A 20,717-nucleotide genomic window follows, 5' to 3' on the forward strand; every position below is an offset into this window, starting at 1 on the left:
ATTAGTCTTTCATTCTTTCGACGTAAGTACCTTTTTCAGTTTCCACCTTGATGCGGTCGCCTTCGTTGATGAAAAGAGGCACATTCACAGTAGCCCCTGTTTCAACGGTAGCAGGTTTGGTAGCATTGGTAGCCGTATTGCCTTTTACGCCAGGTTCAACGTGAGTAACCGTAAGGATTACATTGGCAGGCATTTCAACAGAGAGAGGAGTTTCGTCTTCAGCGTTAAAGATCACCATTACGGTTTCGCCTTCTTTGAGCAAATCAGGATAGTCAAGCATATCTTTGCGGATATGAACTTGGTTAAAATCGTCGTTGTTCATAAATACAAACTCATCGCCTTCAGCATAGAGGTATTGGAAAGAGCGAGTTTCTACACGTACATCTTCGATTTTATGACCTGCGGAAAAAGTGTTGTCGAGGATTTTACCGGTAGTAACACTTTTGAGTTTGGTACGCACGAAAGCAGGGCCTTTGCCAGGTTTCACGTGAAGGAATTCAATGATTTTGTAGATATCGTGATTGAAGCGAATGCACAATCCTTTTTTAATGTCTGCGGTTGTTGCCATTTATTATATTCAGTTATTAGTTTTTAAGTTTTAATCTTTTATTAAATCGCCGTGGTAGCCTTTCATAATGCCGTGTTGGGAACGGCGTACAAATTGCAATATTTCATCGCGTTCAATAGTAGCTTCCATTTCAGCTTCGATATAGTCTAAAGCGTGACTTGTACTGAGTTTCTTTTGGAAGAGCACGCGGTAGATATCTTGAATTTCGCGTATTTTCTCGGTAGTAAAGCCACGGCGGTGTAGGCCGATAGAGTTCACACCCACGTAGGATAGCGGATTGCGAGCAGCTTTCACATAAGGAGGAACATCTTTTCCTACGAGTGATCCACCAGTTACAAAAGCGTAACTTCCAATAGAGCAGAACTGGTAAACTGCAGTCATTCCTGCCATTACAGCACAATCACCCACAGTTACGTGACCTGCGAGGGTAGTGCCATTGGAGAAAATGCAGTTATCACCTACGATACAATCGTGAGCGATGTGAGAGTAAGCCATTATGAGACAATTGTTACCCACGATCGTGCGCATACGGTCGACAGTGCCTTTATTGATGGTTACACATTCACGGATAGTAGTATTATCGCCGATGTGAGTAGTTGTATCTTCACCTTTATATTTGAGGTCTTGCGGGATAGCTGAAATCACAGCACCTGGGAAAATTTTGCAATTTTTCCCGATGCGAGCCCCTTCCATAATGGTTACGTTAGGTCCTATCCAAGTGCCTTCGCCAATTTCTACATTTTTGCTGATAGTAGTAAAAGGCTCAATCACTACATTTTTAGCAATTTTAGCATCGGGGTGGACATAAGCCAAAGGTTGAATCATATACGTTTATTTTACTTTAACAATTTGAGCCATCAGCTCAGCTTCGGTAGCCAATTTGCCATTCACATAGGCATAAGCCTGCATGTGGCAAATACCGCGGCGAATAGGTGATAGCAACTCTAATTTAAATATAAGTGTATCCCCAGGTACCACTTGAACTTTGAACTTCACATTATCGATTTTCATAAAGTAAGTGAGGTAGTTTTCGGGGTCAGGAACAGTACTGAGGATCAACACGCCTCCTGTTTGAGCCATTGCTTCGATTTGGAGTACCCCAGGCATTACGGGAGCACCTGGGAAGTGACCTACGAAGAACGGTTCGTCCATTGTTACATTTTTAAGGCCAACCACATGCTTATCGGAGAGTTCAAAAATTTTATCGACCAAGAGGAATGGAGGGCGGTGAGGTAACAATTTCATTATATCGGTAGTGCCGAGCAATGGCGACTGGTTGATATCAATAGAAGGAACGTTGTTGCGACGTTCGTTTTTTATAATTTTAGAGAGTTTTTTAGCAAACTGAGTATTGGTAAAGTGACCAGGTTTGGTAGCGATTACTTTACCACGGATGCGAGTACCTACGAGCGCTAAATCGCCGATTACATCGAGGAGTTTGTGACGCGCTGCCTCATTAGGGTAATGCAGGGTGAGGTTATCAAGCACCCCGTTAGGTTTCACAGAAATATTATCCTTGTTAAAAACTTTTTTGAGTTTTTGCATTGTGCTGTCGGAGATTTCTTTATCAACATACACAATAGCATTATTGAGGTCGCCGCCTTTGATAAGGCCGTGGTCAAGCAACGCTTCTAATTCGTGCAAGAAACTAAAAGTGCGCGCATCGGCGATTTCAGTTTTAAATTCAGAAAGTTTGTTCAAATAAGCGTTTTGGGTCCCCAAAATTTTAGTACCAAAGTCGACCATCGTAGTTACTTGGTATTCATCGGCAGGAATGAGAGTAATTTCGCTACCAGTTTCCTCATTCACATAAGTAATTACCTGTTTCACTACATACTCGTAGCGATCGGCATCTTGAGGCTGGATACCCACTTTCTCAATTGCTTCAACAAAGTATTTAGAGGAACCATCCATAATAGGAGGTTCGGAGGAGTTGAGTTCAATAATGACGTTATCCAAATCCATACCCACGAGAGCTGCCAAGACGTGCTCACAAGTTTGGATTTTGACCCCTTTCTTTTCTAAAACGGTACCGCGTTCAGTACTAGAAACATAAGTAGCATCAGCTTCTACTACGGGACTTCCTTCCAAATCGGTACGTACAAAGGTAAAACCATTGTCAATTGGCGCGGGTTTGAGTACCATTTTCACTTGTTTACCGGTATGTAGCCCGATACCTTCTAAGGTAATTTCTTTGGATAAAGTATTTTGCTTAACCATAGTATATATTTATTTTAATTTTTTCTCTAATTCTTCTAAACGTTTGAGCATATTAGGTAGTTTTCTAAACACCACATACGCTTTGTTATATTCGGCGTGGCCTAAAGCAGGAGAGCCTTGAATGGCCTCGTCATCTTTGAGGTTTCGGCCTACGCCAGTTTGAGCTTGTATTTTCACGCGGTTGCCTATTTGCAAATGCCCCACAATGCCCACTTGGCCACCAATCATACAACTTTCGCCAACTTTGGTAGATCCTGCGATACCCGTTTGGGCAGCAATGACTGTGTTTTTACCTATTTCCACATTGTGAGCGATGTGGATTTGGTTGTCCAACTTCACGCCACGGCGGATAATAGTAGAGCCCAATGTAGCGCGGTCAATAGCTGTACCAGCTCCTATATCTACAAAATCTTCAATAACCACATTGCCTATTTGTGGCACTCGGTCGTATTCTCCTTTTTCATTAGGCTGGAAGCCAAAACCATCAGCACCTAAGACAACGCCACTGTGAAGCATACAGTCCTTACCTATGACCGTTTCGGAATATATTTTACAGCCAGCAAAGATAGTAGTACGGTCGCCTACTGAGGAGTTATCACCTATATAAGTATTAGGATATATTTTTACATTGTCGCCGATTACTACATTCTCGCCTATATAGGCAAAGGCACCTATATACACATTTTGGCCTATTTTGGCAGTAGGAGCTATGAATGAAGGTTGTTCTATACCTACTTTATTCATTTTCACCTCATTGTAGAACTCTAAGAGTTTTGTAAAAGCAGCATAAGCATCGGGAACTCTCACTAAGGTAGCTGATATTTTATCTTCTGCTTCAAAATCTTTGTTGACGATCACGATGGATGCGTGGGTGGTATAGATAAAATGTTTGTATTTGGGATTAGCTAAAAATGATATACTCCCCTCACTCCCCTCTTCAATTTTTGAAAGTTTATAGACTTCAATTTGGGGATTCCCTTCTACTTCACCACCGAGTACATTGGCTATTTGTAATGCTGTAAATTTCATCTAATTAGTTTATAATCAAAACGATATAAAGCTACTTTTATATGTTTTTACCTTTAAAAAAGCTATTTTTCGCAACAAAAGTATAAAAATTATTTTATATAGCAGTGTTTTTGCTACTTTTTTTCTCTATAAGGCTATTTTTCATCTTCCTTTTCTCACTTATTTAGGGTAGCAGATGTAGTACCTTTCATTTACTTGATAAAGGGGTTCTAAGTTCAATCCTTCGGAAGTTTTGCTGATATCCACTACCCTACCATTTTTAGTGAGAATCTTAATTACTTCTTTCTCGGGATTATAAGCCCTATTGCTCATTACGCCTGTAAATACGAAGTACTTCATATCACTTTCCTCTACTCCTTTGGTTAATGATATTTTTTGCAGTCGCTTGATTTTCTGTTCTTCAAAATCGTTCAATCGGACTTTTATCTTAAGCAAATCGCGGTTGAGCAACATTCGGCTGAGCTTTGAGAGCACTACATCGGGGTGGAATTGCCATTCTTTCATCGCTGAAATGATATCGGTATCATCTAAGAGAGCGAACATATCCAAGACTTCTTGAGTAAAATTATCTTTAGAAATCTTGTTTTTAACAAAGAAAGCCAAAGCGGTGGACATTGTAAGGGCTTTGTCTTGCTGCACTAATTCTTTGGCACGAATGAGCAAACGGATGAGAATTTGCTCGGCAGCGACACTGGTTTTGTGCAAGTACACCTGCCAGTACATCAATCGGCGGGCAATCAAGAACTTTTCAACTGAGTACAAGCCTTTTTCTTCGACTACTAACTCGTCATTACGCACATTGAGCATTGAGATAAGGCGTTCGGAATTGATATTACCTTCGGCTACTCCTGTGTAAAAACTGTCGCGTTTGAGATAATCGGCTCTGTCTATATCCAATTGGCTAGAGATGAGTTGGTGCATAAACTTACGAGGGTAAGTACCTTGAAAGATAGCAATGGCCGTGTCCAACTTACCGTGGAACACCTTATTGAGTTCCTGCATAAACTGCAGAGAAATTTCCTCGTGAGGGATGCCTTCCACAATACTATGTTCCATAGCGTGAGAGAAAGGGCCGTGACCTATATCGTGCAATAAAATTGCAATATAAAGGCCTTCGGCTTCCTTATCGGATATTTGTACTCCTTTAAAGCGCAACATCTCTACCGTTTTTTGCATCAGGAAGACACAGCCCAGCACGTGCTCAAAGCGCGTGTGCTTGGCACCAGGGAAGACTAAATACGAGAGTCCCATCTGGCTAATGCGCCTGAGACGCTGAAAATAAGGGTGTTCAATAATATCAAACACCAAAGAGCTGGGGATATGGATAAACCCATAAATAGGGTCGTTGATAATTTTTAGCTTATTTCTTTGCCGCATTAAACTGTTTATTTTTTAACCATTCGGCTGTAGCCTGATAAGCCCCTATACAAGCATCGGCCTGCTCTTTGTTCAGATCGTTTTCTTTTATCTGCTCATAGAACAGCGGGTACTCTTGAGAAGGCTGCTCGGCCTCTTTGCGCAAACTGTATTGAGTAGTTTTTCGCAACGGAGAGATGATTGTGAGTTTATCAGGAGTTAAGTAGCCGAGATCTTGATAAGTAGCGATATAGGCACGAGGCTGATAGTTAGGTTTGAACACATCTTGCCCGATAAACTTAGAAGTGTAATTAAAGTTGAGCAATCCCATAACGGTAGGCATCACATCAATTTGCGAGATCATAGTATCCACCTTTTTAGGTGTAATGAAATCACCTACGATAAAGCAAGGGATGCGATAGCCATCCAAAGGCAATTCGGTACTACCAGCACTTGACGCACAATGGTCGGCCACGATTACGAATAGTGTATTTTTATACCACTCTTGTTGTTTAGCCATTTCAAAGAAGCGTTTCAAGGCATAATCGGTGTATTTCACCCCCCCTGCCCTACTTTTTTGATCAGAAGGGATATCAATTTTCCCTTCAGGATAAGTAAACGGACGGTGGTTGCTCACAGTCATCCAGTGATTAAAGAACGGTTTACCCGCTTTAGCTTGTTCGTTCATCACTTTTATCGCTTTATGAGCCATATCCTCATCGCAAACGCCCCAAATATTTGAAAAAGTAACCTCACTGGGTGAAAAACTATGGCTATCTACAATATCGTAGCCATTGCCCCCGAAGAAATCCTTCATATTGTCAAAATAACTATCACCCCCATAGAGGTATTTCACATCGTAACCTTTGCTCTTGAACACACTACCCGTGGTAAACTTATCCTTGTTGTCCTTGCGCTTTACCACACTTTCACCAGGAGTAGGCGGAATGCAAAGTGTAAGCGCTTCCAAACCACGGACGGTACGGTTGCCTGTAGCGTATAAATTAGTAAAGAAAAGGCTGTTATTCGCCAAGCTATCCAAAAAAGGCGTACGATTATCGGTATTGCCGTACATTGTAAGGTATTCGGCTGAAAGGCTTTCGATTGAGATGAGTACTACATTGCGATGTACCTCGGTGGTATCGCCCACAATTTGGCGTTCCAGAGTAGGAGACTTGAGTTGCTGAAGCAGTATCGCCTCAGCCTCTTTCTCAGGCAAGGTAGGATAAAACTGGAAGAAATCTAATTCACTGTGTGTAAAAGCATAATAGAACTTATACACCCCATTGCTCTGTATTTCTTGAGCAAAAGTATTCTCGGCAGTCATAGCATCAAGCTGAGGTAAGCGCCAAATACCTATAAGAGCTAAGAGTAAATAAGGAATTAGTATCACCGTTTTTTCAAAGAGAGAAGGTATCGTTTTGAAGACGCTTTTAGTTTTTATAAACAAATAAATTGTGATAGCTAATACCACTACGAATACCCCCGTAAACAAAGGGACTACAGGGTAACTTTCCATTATATTACCTATCACCTCATTCGTATAAATAAGATAATCAACCGCTATAAAATTGTAGCGAATACCAAATTCATTCCAGAAAAAATACTCACTCACTGCATTCATCACAATAGTAAATACATAAATAGCTAAAGTGATAAAATACAAGGTATTGCGCAGTTGTGCTCTGTACTTAGGCAAGAAGAGCAACAAGGCAAAACACAAAGTTTTGAAGCCGAAGAAAGCTAAAGCAATTTCGGGAATCACTCCTCCGTACTGAGCAAATATATTATTAGGGTAAAACTGAATATAGAGCAACATTAGGATAAAAGCTCCTAAAATGATGCCCCCATAAGGTTTTTTGTATTTTACATTGGCGATAAAGAGAAAATAAATCAGCAAGATGCTACTCGCCAAAAGTATCACAAAAGCATCGGAGATTAACCCTACAAAAAGCTTTTTGATCACACTCCACACCGAGAAATCAGTGGTAGTAATAGGATGTACCATAAAAACTACACGCATCACCAGTGAAACGATGAGGTAGAAGGCGGCTATATAAGTAAACGGCTTTATTCTTTCTAAAATAGACTTCATATATTGATTTTAACTAAAAAGAAACGCCTTAAAAAGACACTTCATAAGGCGTTTCTTTTCATTTTTAAAATGAATTATTTTTTATTTATTGATTATTATTGAGCATAATAGGCATTGCCAGCATCAATACTTTTTCTCCTTCATCAAGCCCATCAACAGGAGTGATAAGCCCAGCGCGGTTAGGCAAGGACATTTCAATCAAGATTTCATCGGAATCTAAGTTGTTAATCATCTCTTTTAAGAATTTAGAGTTGAAACCGATTTCCAAATCATCACCTTGATAGTTACAAGTGAAGCGTTCCTCCCCTTTGTTGCTGTAATCTACATCTTCTGCTGAAATTACCAAACTTGAGCCGGCTACTTTCAAGCGCACTTGGTGAGTAGTTTTGTTAGAGAACAAAGACAGACGATTGATAGAGCTATAGAACTGAGCGCGGTTCAAGATGAGCTTATTAGGGTTTTCTTTAGGGATTACCGCATCGTAGTTAGGGTATTTACCATCGATAAGGCGGCAGATGAATTCCATATCGTCAAATGAGAATTTAGCATTGCTCTCATTGTACTCAATTGTTACTTCGGTTTCGCTACCTGCCAAAATACCTTTGAGGATATTCAATGGTTTTTTAGGCATAATAAAATCGGTAGCTTCGTTAGCTTTGATATCCAATCGCTCGTACTTTACCAATTTATGAGCGTCAGTACCTACAAAGGTCAATCCGTTTTCGCTGAATTGGAACAAAATACCGCTCATAGTAGGGCGCAAGTCATCGTTACCAGCAGCGAAGATAGTTTTTTGTACAGCTGTTGCCAACACATCGCCTATCAAGGTTACTTTGCTTGCTTCGGGCAAAGCCACAGGGCGAGGGAATTCGGCGCCATCTAAATAGGCTAAGGTATAATTACCTGTAGTAGAGCTAATTTCTATTACGTTATTCTCTTTTACTAAGAAAGTAAGGGGTTGTTCAGAAAAGGTTTTGAGAATATCTATCAACAATTTAGCTGAAACAGCGATACTTCCTTCTGAATCGGATTCTACTTCCAAGGTACCTCTTACAGTAGTTTCCAAATCGGAAGCCGAGATTGTTAAAGAATTGGTAGATAGTTCAAACAAAAAGTTGTCGAGTATTGGCATTGTGTTGTTGTTATTGATAACACCGCCAAATACTTGTAACTTCTTTAATAAGTAGGAACTGGATACTATAAACTTCATATTTTATGTATTTTAAATAACAAATTATACCCCATTGTGGGGGTAATAATGGCAAAAGTAGTAAGAATATTTATTACTGCCAAATATTTTTTGATTTTTTTTTGCTTGAGTAATATTCAAAACAAATATTGCAAAGAAGTTTTGAGGATTGAACTGAGAGGGTTATGAGTTTTGGCAGTAAAGAAGAGATAAGAAAAAAACAAGTTAAGTGTGTCACGTCCTAAAACCTCTACACACAAAAAATACCCCTAAAAGTATCTAACCCTTTAGGAGTATTTTTCGTTTTTTTGATTATATATTTATCTATTTTAATGGAATCTCGTCTCTAATTTAATGTATTCTAAGAACTCTTTTCTCACTTCAGGATCTTTGAATTTACCGCCAAACTCAGCTGTAACTGTACTACTGTCGATGTCTTCTATACCACGTGAGTTCACACATAGGTGTTTAGCATCTATAATACAAGCCACATCTTCAGTGCCCAAAGCGCGTTGCATCTCTTGTACGATTTGCATAGTGAGGCGCTCTTGTACTTGCGGACGTTTGGCGTAATACTCTACAATACGATTCATCTTCGAGAGCCCCAACACTTTACCGTTAGAAATATACCCCACGTGGGCACGTCCTACTATAGGCAACAAGTGGTGTTCGCAAGTAGAATACACCACAATGTTCTTCTCTACCAACATCTCACCGTAATGATAAGAGTTGTCAAAAGTAGACATCGAAGGTTTACGCTCTGGCAATAAGCCTCCAAAAATCTCTTTTACAAACATTTTAGCCACGCGTCTGGGAGTGCCTTTCAAACTGTCATCGGCTAAGTCCATTCCTAAAGTGTGCAAAATAGCGCGTACGTGTGTTTCTATTTCGTCTATTTTTTCGGTTTCACTCAGCTTAAACGCATCTGCTCTAAGTGGGGTAACAGCCGAAGTAGCAATGTGGTTATCCCCTAATATATCTTCTTCTTGATTTTTGTTCATCTTTATTTTTATTATGTAGCCTCTCCAACTCCTTGCAAGAGAGAAAGAGGGTGCAAAGATACTAATTATTACTCAAAGGCTAAAACTTTTTTGTGTTTTACATCTTGACCAGTAATAGCCAAGTGTATCACTTCCTCCATATCAGTTACATAGTGAAAAGTCAACCCTTTAAGGTATTCTTGCTTAATTTCCAAAATATCTTTCTCGTTATCTTTACACAAAATATACTCTTTAATACCAGCGCGTTTGCCTGCCAAAATCTTCTCTTTGAGTCCGCCTACAGGAAGTACTTTCCCACGCAAGGTAATTTCTCCTGTCATCGCCAAGTGCTTTTTCACTCGTTTTTGAGTGAAGAGCGACATTAACGAAGTGAGCATCGCAATACCCGCACTTGGACCATCTTTAGGCGTAGCTCCTTCAGGCACGTGTATGTGCACATCGTAAGTGTCAAAGAGTTTAGGGTTGAGATTGTAACGCTCTGCATTGGCTTTTAGGTATTCTAAAGCAATTGTAGCCGATTCCTTCATCACCTGTCCTAAATTACCTGTGATATTCAGTACGCCTTTACCTTTCGACAAGGCAGACTCTATAAACAAAATATCACCTCCAACGCTCGTCCACGCAAGTCCAGTAACTACTCCTGCCACCTCGTTATCTTCGTATTTATCGCGTTCTAATCGAGCAGGACCTAATATTTTCTCAATGGTTTCCACCGTAAGTTTAGGGTCGTAGGTTTCTTCCATCGCAAGGTTTTTAGCCCCGTAACGCACCACTTTGGCAATTTCTTTTTCCAACGCTCGTACCCCTGATTCGCGAGTATAACCTTCTACTATACGCTCTATTTCCTTTTTGCCCAATTGCAAATCAGTAGTTTTCATACCGTGCTCTTCCAATTGTTTAGGCAATAGGTGACGCTTAGCAATTTCAGTTTTCTCTTCTATAGTATAACCCGTTACATTGATAAGTTCCATACGGTCGAGCAAAGCGGGCTGTATGGTCGATAGGTCGTTAGCAGTAGCGATAAACATCACTTTTGAAAGGTCGTAACCCATCTCAAGGAAGTTGTCGTAAAACTCTTTATTTTGTTCTGGGTCAAGCACTTCCAGCATCGCTGAAGAAGGATCGCCTTGGTAACTATTGCTCCCTAACTTGTCTATCTCATCTAATACAAATACAGGATTAGAGGTCTTAGCTTTTTTGAGCTGTTGCAAAATACGCCCAGGCATCGCACCTATGTACGTTTTCCGGTGTCCGCGTATTTCAGCCTCATCGTGTAAACCTCCTAACGACATACGCACATATTCGCGATTCAACGCTTTAGCGATAGAGCGACCTAAGGAGGTCTTTCCTACCCCAGGAGGTCCGTAGAAGCACAAAATAGGCGATTTCATATCGTTGCGCAGTTTGAGCACTGCTAAATACTCTATGATACGGCGTTTCACCTCTTCTAAACCGTAGTGGTCTTTGTCAAGAATCTTCTGAGCGCGTTTCAAGTCAAAATTGTCTTTAGAATACTCATTCCAAGGCAATTCCAAGAGCACTTCTAAGTAATTGCGCTGAATACCGTAATCAGGACTATTAGGATTGGTACGCTGTAATTTGCTGAGTTCCTTATCAAAAACCTCTTCAATCTTTTTATCCCATTTCTTAGTTTTTGCCTTCTTTTTCAGCTCTTCCAACTCTTGCTCATACGATACACCCCCCAATTCTTCCTGAATGGTGCGCATTTGTTGGTGCAAGAAATATTCACGCTGCTGCTGGTCAATATCAAAACGCGTTTTTGATTGTACTTCATTGCGCAAAGTAAGGCGTTGCAAGTCGATGTTCAAATACTTAAGAATAGCCGTAGCGCGCTCTTTCAGCTCATCAATTTCCAATACCCCTTGCTTTTCGAGCACAGTAGCGTTCATATTTGAGGATATGAAGTTAATGAGAAACGAGTTGCTTTCTATATTCCGAATAGCAAAAGCGGCTTCCGAAGGAATGTTTGGGTTCTCTTGTACAATCTTGATAGAAAGGTCCTTCACTGCCTCAATAGTCGCCTCAAACTCCTTGTCGTTCGCATCGGGTTTCACGTCCGACATCTCTTTTATTACCGCTTTAATATACGGTCTTTCTTCTACAAAACTCTCTATCTCGAAGCGCTTTTTACCTTGAATAATAATCGTCACATTGCCATCAGGCATTTTCAACACTCTCAGAATACGAGCTACTGTACCAAAGCGGAAGAGATCTTTGCCTTCCGGTATTTCAGTCTTCTCGTCCAATTGTGCTACCACTCCAATAGTCTTAGTAGTGGCATATGCCTCGTTAATAAGGTGAATAGAGGCATCTCGCCCCGCAGTAATAGGTACTACCACCCCAGGAAATAACACTGTGTTTTTCAAGGGAAGTATAGGTAATACGTGCGGTATACGCTCTCGCTCTATCTCTTCTTCGTCTTCCAAAGTAAGAAGCGGAATAAATTCTGTATCTTCGTCTATATGTTCAGCCATAAGGCTGTCAAAATTTCCTATATTCATATTTAGATGGTTTCTATATGCCATTTTGTCAGTACTTCTTATCGCCCTGCAAATACCCTATCCATATTTATACAGCTTGAAATCAATTTCTTACATACTGCAAAACGTACATTGCTCCCTATGTATTACAATAGGCGTGCCATAAATATTACCCCTCTCTTACCTTCAGTCCAAAAATAGTACTATTGGCATTTTTGGTATTATAACATTAAACTCAACTTCCCTTTTCATTCGTTTTATTTTCATAAAAACTACCATTTCCCTTCAATTCTTAACTACTAACTATCAACTCTTTATATACCCTTTATATACCCTTTGTATATCAATCGTCCAAGATTCGTATAAGTATCCTATAAGCTTTGTATAAGCTAACCATACCCATTTTACCTTTTACCTTTTATCTTTTACCTAAAAAATCCCTTTTGAATACCTCCGTTTTCTTCCGATATCTCCATCCCCTCCTACCTATCCGACTTGTCCAAACCGTCCAAGCCCCCCAATTCTCATCATTTACTCATTTTCTAATTACTTTCCATATTTAAAAATCTTCTGCAAAACTTCTTTCCAAACTTTCACGATGGTCAGGGTGTGCTATCGCTATCAATGCCTTAGCGCGTTCGTTTAAATTCTTACCAAACAGCTCAGCCACTCCATATTCTGTAACAATATACTGTACGTGAGCTCGAGAAGTAACTACACCTGCCCCTCTTTTGAGGAAAGGCACTATCTTGCTCTCACCTTTGTTGGTAGTCGAAGGAAACGCAATGATAGATTTCCCCCCTTCGCTCAGCATTGCCCCTCTTACAAAGTCTATCTGCCCTCCAACACCTGAATAGATAGTCGATCCAATAGAGTCAGCACACACCTGTCCTGTAAGGTCTACCTCTATTGCCGAATTGATAGATATCATTTTTGGGTTCTGACGTATCACTGCCACTTCATTGGTATACGAAGCCTCTGCCACTTCCACCGATGGATTTTTGTCTATAAAATCATACAATTCTTGTGTGCCCATCACAAACGAAGCTATAATCTTGCCTTTGTCAATCTTCTTTGCATAACCGTTAATCACTCCTTTTTTCACCAAATCAAGTACTCCTTCTGTGAGCAGTTCAGTATGGATACCTAAGTTTTTCAAGTGCCCCATCTCTCCCAAAGTAGCGTTAGGAATATTACCAATACCCAGTTGAAGCGTACTGCCGTCCTCAATAAGAGGAACAATATGTCGGGCTATCTGTTTTTCAATAGTATCAGGTTCAGTGAGATGTAATGAGAAGATAGGTGCATCGTGCTCCACTAAGAAGTCAATCTCATCAATATGCACAAGAGCGTCACCATAAGTGCGAGGCATTTGCTTATTTACTTTGGCAATCACATATTTTGCATTGCGTATCGCCGATTTACAAGCCTCTACACTCACACCCATAGAGCAAAAACCAAACTTATCAGGAGGCGATACTTGTATAAGTACTACATCTACTTTGATGTGTTTTCTATCAAATAACAAGGGCATATCACTTAAAAAAATAGGAGTATAAGAACCATTCCCATTCTTCATAATATGTCGCACATTCCTCGATAGAAAAAACGAATCTATATAGAAACTATCCTTGTACTTGGGGTCGGCATAAGGTGCTTCCCCCTCAATGTGAATGTGCCCAATAGTCACATTCCGTAATTCTGATGCTCGCTCAACAAGAGCATCTACAAGTATCTCAGGTACAGCAGCGCCTCCGTGAATATAAACAAAGTCGCCACTTTTTACTACCTTTAAGGCTTCTTGAGCAGTCGTAATTTTTGCCATTTAAAATAATGTTTAGTTAGTGGCTCAAAAGTACTACATAAATTCCAATTGGCAAAATAATTCGTAATATAATTTTTTTTAGTACCTTTGCACCCAATTTAAAAACGAAGTATTATGTATCCACCAGAATTGGTAAAACCAATGATAGAAGAACTAACTGCTGTTGGTTTTGAAGAATTAAAAACAGCCGAGGCTGTAAAAGAAGCATTGAAAAAAGCAGGTACTACCTTAGTGGTAGTAAACTCTGTATGTGGTTGTGCGGCTCGTAATGCACGCCCTGCAGTAATCTACAGCTTGCAGAATGCTAAAAAACCCGACCATCTTACCACTGTTTTTGCTGGGGTCGACAGAGAGGCTACTGAAGAAGCTCGTAACTTTATGCTTCCTTTCCCGCCCTCTTCTCCTAGTATAGCGTTATTTAAAGATGGTGAATTAGTGCATATGTTGGAACGCCATCACATCGAAGGTAGAATGGCTGAAGCTATCGCTGAAAATCTCCAACAAGCCTATAATGAATTTTGTTAATTATCGCTAATCAGAATTGGTTTGCAAATTTTACGCCCTACACTTTGCCAAAGTTTCCTATCGCCTGTCGCGCTATGACCTTTGGCAAAGTTGTTTTTTACAGATTGTTGTATAAAGTCATTCTTTTATCATATAAAACCTGTCCCTTATTTTTAGTAGCTGATAGTGGAGATGTTTATTAGTATATACGCTAATAGTGCCAAAAGACTCTATTGTTTCAGTGTCATTTGTATAATAAGTTGTAGTTTTTTTTGAAAGCTCTTCTTGATTTTTGATGTAAGAGAATTTTGTTTTCAATCGGAAGGTGTAAAGGTGGGTTTTTATATCAAAATACAAAATAGTTTCATATTCACCATCTTTATTTCTATAACTTTCCACATATAGGGGATTTATACTCATACGCTTAAGTGTCTCTTCTTGTTTAGGAAAACGCTGCGAACTTTCCTCGAAAATATTAGGTGCGTTTAGTTGTATTTCTAATGTGTCGTTTTCAGATATACGTTCCCCTAACAAATTGTATTTCATACTATAAGAGGTTGAATATTCTTTACCGTGCACTATTAACTCATTTTGAAGATTGAGGTAGATGCCCTTCATATTGAAATGAAAATTTTCAGGTAGTTGAAAGAGATATTTTTCTCCTTTTAGGTGATATGTTTTATATTCTGATATTTCGTGATAGTTTTTTTCATAGACCTTGGGCAATGTTACTCCTGCATATACTCTAGAAAAAGTAATTTTCAAAATACTCATCATAAGCCAAAAGAAAACAATCGTGCAAACTATAGCAAGGATACCTACTATTTTTTGATTATAAGCAAAGGAACAGAATATACATACCCCTAATAGAAAAGGAATAGGGAAAAAGAGCATAGATACCCTATCATAACTGCTTGTAAATCTCATAACAAGAAAGAGGTATAAGGTTGCCAAAGCAGCTCCTACCAATAGAGCAACGCCTACAATAAGGAACATTTTTATTATATTGTTATTCATACTTTTAAACTTTAATATTGGTATTGGGCTTGCTCTGCTCAAATGATCATTTTTTAATACTGATTAGGGATACGCTCTGCCCCTTCAATAATAAAGTCGGTTAAACGCTGTAAGTAGATATTAATTTGTGGGTCTGTTACATTAAACAGTAACACAATTACCACTTGCTCATTTGGGTATACTGAGAGCCAACCGTAACCTCCTACCCCCATTCCTGTGTGTCCAAAGTAATCCCTGCCATTCCAGTCTCGTTGGTTTTGCCAACCTATACCATAACTTACCTCTGTATCATCAAAAGTACATTGCTTTTTTAGCATCTCATTTTCTATAGGCTGAGAAAGAAAGTTATGGCGCTCTATTGCTATTCCCATTTTAGCAATATCGTTAGAAGTAGAAAGGAATCCTCCGCCCGCCAACTTGAAGTAGTTATTCACATCAGGAGCTTTGGTGAGTCCTCCTTTTTTAGACCGCGAATAAGGCGTAGCCTCATCTTTAATTATCTTCCCTCTATCAGGGAACGTTTTCCACATATTCAAAGGCTTGAACACCTCTTCTTTGGCTACATTTTCAAACTTCTCATTCAAGCATTTTTCTATAGCCAATGAAATCAAATTTATACCGTAACTACTGTACAAAAACTTTGTCCCTGGCGCCGATTGCAATATATCGTCTTTAAATAAATCTACCCCTTGTTCAATGGTATAGTGTTTATTTAAAGTATATTCATTAGCCCTATAAGTGCGTATGCCCGCTAAGTGTCCTGCAAGTTGTTTTACAGTAAAGTCAAAAGGCTTTTGCGGATAATCGGGTATATATTCATAAATTGAAGTATTCCAATCAAACTTCTTTTGCTCCTGCAATCTGGCTAATACCATCCCCGTAATAGCTTTCGACATACTCGCTACTCTGAAGAGCGTATTTTTAGGGTCAATAGTTGTCTTTTTGCTAATATCAGCATATCCGTAACCTCTTTGCCATATTATTTTCCCTTGTTTGGCTACTGTTACAGAGGCTCCTGGTATAATTTGTTCTTGTATCAGGTATTGCAATATTTTCTCTGCCTCAGTGCGTGCGTCGTCAAACGAAGTTACCTCCGAAGGATTTCTTTTAAACACATCTACATCTTGAAGCTTCTTTTGGGCAAATAAAGAATTAAAAAATGAAATAATAGTACTAAACAAAACGATAAGTATTAGTTTTTTCATAGATTATTAACAAATGCTATCTTTTCATTATTTCAGCTACTTTTTCTCCTATTTTAGCCGGCGAATCTACCACGTGAACACCACATTCACGTAAGATGCGTTTCTTAGCTTCAGCAGTATCTTCTGCTCCACCTACTATAGCCCCAGCGTGCCCCATTGTTCTTCCTTTAGGCGCAGTCTCTCCTGCTATAAAACTAACCACAGGCTTCTTATTGCCATTAGCTTTTATCCATCGAGCTGCCTCTGGTTCTAACTGCCCACCTATTTCACCTATCATCACTATACAATGCGTTTCTGGGTCATTCATCAGCAATTCCACCGCTTCTTTTGTAGTAGTACCAATAATAGGGTCTCCACCAATACCAATGGCGGTAGTAATGCCTAATCCTTGTCTTACAATCTGGTCGGCTGCCTCATAAGTAAGTGTCCCTGATTTTGAAACTATCCCCACGTGTCCTTTCTTAAAGATAAAGCCTGGCATAATACCCACTTTTGCTTCTTCAGGCGTAATTACACCCGGACAGTTAGGACCTACCAAACGGCAATCTCTGTTCTTTATATAAGCAGCTACCTTCACCATATCGGCTACCGGAATTCCTTCTGTAATAGTAATAACTACCTTTATCCCTGCATCGGCAGCCTCCATAATAGCATCTGCAGCAAAAGCTGGTGGTACAAAAATAATAGAGACATCAGCCCCTGTTGCCTTTACAGCATCGGCTACCGTGTTAAACACTGGCTTCCCTAAATGTGTTTGCCCCCCTTTATTGGGGGTTATTCCTCCTACTACATTAGTGCCATAAGCAATCATTTGCTCTGCGTGGAAGGTTCCCTCACTTCCTGTGAAACCTTGTACTATTACTTTTGAATTCTTATTAACCAATACACTCATTATAATTATCTTTTTAGTTTTATTATAGCAAAAGTAGATAAGATTTTTATACTTTCAAAATCTTTATTAAAGAAATTAATCATTATTTTATCATTCCCTTTTTATTACACTAATTATCAAACCCTTGCGCTTTAGTGTTCTCTATAACAAAAAGGGTTACCTATATAGGTAACCCTTTTGTAATATGCTGTGTTCAACACTCTTTATGCGAGCATTGTTACAGGATTCTCAATGTATGCCTTGAGTGTTTGCAAGAATTGAGCCCCAGTAGCTCCATCGATAGTACGGTGGTCGCAAGCAAGCGTTACTTGCATAGTATGACCTACTACTATCTGTCCATTTTTCACCACAGGTTTCTCAACAATCGCACCTACTGAAAGAATAGCTGAGTTAGGCTGATTGATAATAGAAGTAAACACATCTACCCCAAACATACCTAAGTTAGACACAGTGAAAGTACTGCCTTCTATTTCGGCAGGTGTCAATTTCTTATTGCGTGCCTTACCAGCCAAATCTTTCACCAATGCCCCAATTTGAGTAAGTGTTAAAGTATCAGTAAATTTGATAACAGGCACTACCAAACCATCTTCAATAGCCACAGCTACCCCTACGTTCACGTGTTTGTTGTAAACAGTTACATCTCCTTTCCAAGAAGTGTTTACTTGAGGGTGCTTTTTAAGTGCCATCGCGCAGGCTTTCACTACCATATCGTTGAAAGATATTTTTGTATCTGGCAAATTGTTGATTTGAGCGCGAGATTCCATCGCGTTGTCCATATCAATTTCAATTGCCAAATAGTAGTGAGGTGCAGTGAATTTAGATTCAGCCAAACGTTTTGCAATTGTTTTGCGCATTTGTGAGTTCTTCACTTCTTCGGTTACTTCTACTCCCACAGGTATTACAGTCGGAATAGCCGCAGTAGCAGTAGCTGGTGTAGCCGCAGTAGCGGTAGCAGCCTTAGCACTCGGAGTAAAGTTCTCTACGTCCTTCTTCACTATGCGTCCATTTTCACCAGTTCCTTTCACCTCAGTGAGGTTAATACCTTTATCTTGAGCTATTTTCTTAGCCAAAGGCGAAGCAAATACACGGTCGTTTGCATTAGCTACTGTAGTAGTAGCAGGTGCAGTGTTTTCAGCTGGTTTGCTTTCAGCCTTAGGCGTTGCAGAAGCCGAAGCTGAAGCTCCACCACTTTGTACAGCTGCCAATACTGCATTTACATCAGTACCCGCAGGTCCTATAATTGCCAATAATGAATCTACTGAAGCACTTTCTCCTTCTTTTAAACCTATGTACAATAAAGTACCAGCATAGAACGATTCAAACTCCATCGTAGCCTTATCGGTTTCAATTTCAGCCAAAATATCGCCTTCCTTCACGGTATCACCTACTTTCTTAAGCCAAGAAGCTACAGTTCCCTCCGTCATCGTATCACTAAGTCGAGGCATTGTTACCACCTCTACCCCTGCAGGCATAGCAACAGGCGCTACACTCGCCGTAGATGCAGTGGCTACTTCAGCTACAGGCTTTGCTTCTTCAGCTTTAGCTGCTGGTGTTGAAGCTGCCCCCGCTATAAGTGCCGAAATATCTTCCCCTTCATTACCAATGATTGCCAAAAGGGTATCTACTTTTGCACTTTCTCCTTCTTGTAACCCTATATACAATAAGGTACCAGAGTGAAACGACTCAAACTCCATCGTAGCTTTATCGGTCTCAATTTCAGCCAAGATGTCGCCTTCATTTACTTTATCGCCTACTTTTTTAAGCCACTTTGCAACCACACCCTCTTCCATAGTGTCGCTCAAGCGTGGCATAGTAATAATTTCTGCCATTTATGTTGTTATATTTAATTAGTGTTTCCTTTTTTATTAAAGTCTACTGGGCAAGAAAGGATAATTTTCTTGATCGTAAACTACGTCATACATAATATGTGTTTCTGGATAAGGTGATTCTTCAGCGAATTTCTCACATTCAGCCACACGCTCTTTTACACGTTCGTCAATAGCTTCTAACTCAGCATCGGTAGCGTATTTCTTCTCTTTGATAACCGCAAGTACATTGGTGATTGGGTCTTGTTTCTTGTACTCTTCCACCTCTTCTTTAGTGCGGTAATGTTGTGCGTCCGACATTGAGTGCCCACGATAACGATAAGTACGAACATCAAGCAAAGTAGGACCTTCTCCCCTACGTGCACGCTCTACTGCTTCGTATACCGCTTCGGCTACTGTTTCAGGGTGCATACCATCTACGGGTTGGCAAGGCATTTGGTAACCTAATCCAAGTTTCCAAATATCCACGTGGTTAGCCGTTCTTTCCACCGATGTACCCATCGCATAGTGATTATTTTCTACAATAAAAACTACCGGCAATTTCCACAACATAGCCAAGTTCATTGTCTCGTGAAAAGCTCCTTGGCGCACTGCTCCATCACCCATAAAGGTAAGAGTTACAGCTTCGCGATTGAAATACTTGTCAGCAAAAGCCAAACCAGCTCCCAATGCAATTTGCCCTCCTACAATACCGTGACCACCGTAAAAGTGGTGCTCTTTAGAGAAGATGTGCATAGAGCCTCCCAAACCGTGAGAGGTACCTGTGCCTTTACCGTACAATTCAGCCATAATGCGTTTAGGATCTACGCCTAAACCTATAGGGTGCACGTGGCAACGGTAAGAAGTAATCATCTTATCCTTAGTCAAATCCATTGCGTGGAGACAACCTGCAGCTACGGCTTCTTGTCCGTTGTATAGGTGCAAAAATCCCCTTACTTTTTGTTGAATATAAACCGCAGCCAGCTTATCTTCAAACTTTCTCCAAAAAAGCATATCCTCGTACCATTTTAGGTACACTTCTTTATCAAATTTTTTCATTGGTTTTTGATGTATATAAAAGTCTATTAGTATTCTTACAGTATTATTTTTCCCTTTTAAACTCCAGTTAAAATTCTCTTTAAATTCACCTTTTGTTCGTTCTTCCTTCGTCTTTTGTTCGTCCTTCCTTTATCTATTCTTTATCTGCCTGTGTGGCTCACACCGTCTTTGCGTCGCTACAGTTCCCCCTTTGGAGGGGGGTAGGGGAGGTTTTATTCGTCTTCTGTTCGTCCATTCTTTATTTACTCGCCTGTCGTGCTACGACCTCGCACCTTTTACCTTTTATCTTTTACCTCTAACAATTGGTATTATTGGCATTTCTAGCATTATAGTATTATACCTACCTCTTAGCTTTTTGAGCTGTTTTCAATAGCTTTTTAAAAATATTTGCAAAGGTGCAAAAAAAATATCACCTAACCAAAAAATATTTAAAAAAAATTTTATACCTTTG

The 20,717-nt window shown here is 39.8% G+C and carries 16 protein-coding genes; 1 reads left to right on the top strand and 15 read right to left on the bottom strand.

From position 1 onward, the window contains the following. Position 1: 1 nt before the first annotated feature. The 10 genes from efp to RCZ04_RS09840 form a co-directional block, all read right to left on the bottom strand. Positions 2-568: an elongation factor P gene (efp, locus tag RCZ04_RS09795; protein ID WP_015782806.1), complete on the bottom strand. Its 567-nt coding sequence runs from the start codon at positions 566-568 to the stop codon at positions 2-4. 30 nt (positions 569-598) lie between these two features. Beyond that, complete coding sequence (lpxA, locus tag RCZ04_RS09800; RefSeq protein WP_460485856.1) at positions 599-1,393, bottom strand: acyl-ACP--UDP-N-acetylglucosamine O-acyltransferase; 795 nt, start codon at positions 1,391-1,393, stop codon at positions 599-601. Between the two features lie 6 nt (positions 1,394-1,399). Next, the gene (locus tag RCZ04_RS09805; RefSeq protein ID WP_460485857.1) at positions 1,400-2,788 is read right to left on the bottom strand and encodes a bifunctional UDP-3-O-[3-hydroxymyristoyl] N-acetylglucosamine deacetylase/3-hydroxyacyl-ACP dehydratase; all 1,389 of its coding nucleotides are present in this window, start codon (positions 2,786-2,788) and stop codon (positions 1,400-1,402) included. A 9-nt stretch (positions 2,789-2,797) separates the two neighbouring features. Continuing rightward, positions 2,798-3,817 carry a UDP-3-O-(3-hydroxymyristoyl)glucosamine N-acyltransferase gene (gene lpxD, locus RCZ04_RS09810; protein WP_460485858.1) on the bottom strand — a complete coding sequence of 340 codons (1,020 nt, stop codon included), beginning with the start codon at positions 3,815-3,817 and terminating at the stop codon, positions 2,798-2,800. Between the two features lie 159 nt (positions 3,818-3,976). After that, positions 3,977-5,194, bottom strand: a complete 1,218-nt coding sequence (locus RCZ04_RS09815) for an HD domain-containing protein (RefSeq protein WP_460485859.1) — start codon at positions 5,192-5,194, stop codon at positions 3,977-3,979. Beyond that, a complete protein-coding gene (locus RCZ04_RS09820; protein WP_460485860.1) occupies positions 5,178-7,268 on the bottom strand; it encodes an LTA synthase family protein in 2,091 nt (696 codons plus the stop codon). Before RCZ04_RS09820 ends, RCZ04_RS09815 begins: the two co-directional genes overlap by 17 nt. 85 nt (positions 7,269-7,353) lie before the next feature. Beyond that, positions 7,354-8,478: a DNA polymerase III subunit beta gene (gene dnaN, locus RCZ04_RS09825; RefSeq protein ID WP_460485861.1), complete on the bottom strand. Its 1,125-nt coding sequence runs from the start codon at positions 8,476-8,478 to the stop codon at positions 7,354-7,356. Between the two features lie 308 nt (positions 8,479-8,786). Beyond that, positions 8,787-9,458: a GTP cyclohydrolase I gene (gene folE, locus RCZ04_RS09830; RefSeq protein WP_460485862.1), complete on the bottom strand. Its 672-nt coding sequence runs from the start codon at positions 9,456-9,458 to the stop codon at positions 8,787-8,789. A 68-nt stretch (positions 9,459-9,526) separates the two neighbouring features. Next, on the bottom strand, positions 9,527-11,980 hold the full coding sequence (gene lon, locus RCZ04_RS09835; protein ID WP_460485863.1) for an endopeptidase La: 2,454 nt from the start codon (positions 11,978-11,980) through the stop codon (positions 9,527-9,529). A 538-nt stretch (positions 11,981-12,518) separates the two neighbouring features. Further along, a complete protein-coding gene (locus tag RCZ04_RS09840; RefSeq protein ID WP_460485864.1) occupies positions 12,519-13,784 on the bottom strand; it encodes an acetyl-CoA hydrolase/transferase family protein in 1,266 nt (421 codons plus the stop codon). Positions 13,785-13,898: 114 nt separating this feature from the next. On the opposite strand from RCZ04_RS09840, the gene RCZ04_RS09845 reads away from it, so the two are divergent. Then, on the top strand, positions 13,899-14,309 hold the full coding sequence (locus RCZ04_RS09845) for a BrxA/BrxB family bacilliredoxin (protein WP_460485865.1): 411 nt from the start codon (positions 13,899-13,901) through the stop codon (positions 14,307-14,309). Between the two features lie 117 nt (positions 14,310-14,426). On the opposite strand, the gene RCZ04_RS09850 is transcribed toward RCZ04_RS09845, so the two are convergent. The 5 genes from RCZ04_RS09850 to pdhA all read right to left on the bottom strand — a co-directional run bounded on the left by RCZ04_RS09850 (position 14,427) and on the right by pdhA (position 20,266). After that, positions 14,427-15,305: a hypothetical protein gene (locus tag RCZ04_RS09850; RefSeq protein WP_460485866.1), complete on the bottom strand. Its 879-nt coding sequence runs from the start codon at positions 15,303-15,305 to the stop codon at positions 14,427-14,429. A 53-nt stretch (positions 15,306-15,358) separates the two neighbouring features. Further along, positions 15,359-16,510, bottom strand: a complete 1,152-nt coding sequence (locus RCZ04_RS09855) for a serine hydrolase domain-containing protein (protein WP_460485867.1) — start codon at positions 16,508-16,510, stop codon at positions 15,359-15,361. 16 nt (positions 16,511-16,526) lie between these two features. Continuing rightward, positions 16,527-17,402, bottom strand: coding sequence for a succinate--CoA ligase subunit alpha (sucD, locus tag RCZ04_RS09860; RefSeq protein ID WP_460485868.1), 876 nt, complete (start codon positions 17,400-17,402; stop codon positions 16,527-16,529). Positions 17,403-17,605: 203 nt separating this feature from the next. Then, entirely contained in the window at positions 17,606-19,231 is a 1,626-nt protein-coding gene (locus tag RCZ04_RS09865; RefSeq protein WP_460485869.1) for a dihydrolipoamide acetyltransferase family protein, read from the bottom strand. A 36-nt stretch (positions 19,232-19,267) separates the two neighbouring features. After that, positions 19,268-20,266, bottom strand: a complete 999-nt coding sequence (gene pdhA, locus RCZ04_RS09870) for a thiamine pyrophosphate-dependent enzyme (protein ID WP_460485870.1) — start codon at positions 20,264-20,266, stop codon at positions 19,268-19,270. Between the last annotated feature and the right edge of the window lie 451 nt (positions 20,267-20,717).

The sequence above is a fragment of the Capnocytophaga sp. HP1101 genome (assembly GCF_054772415.1).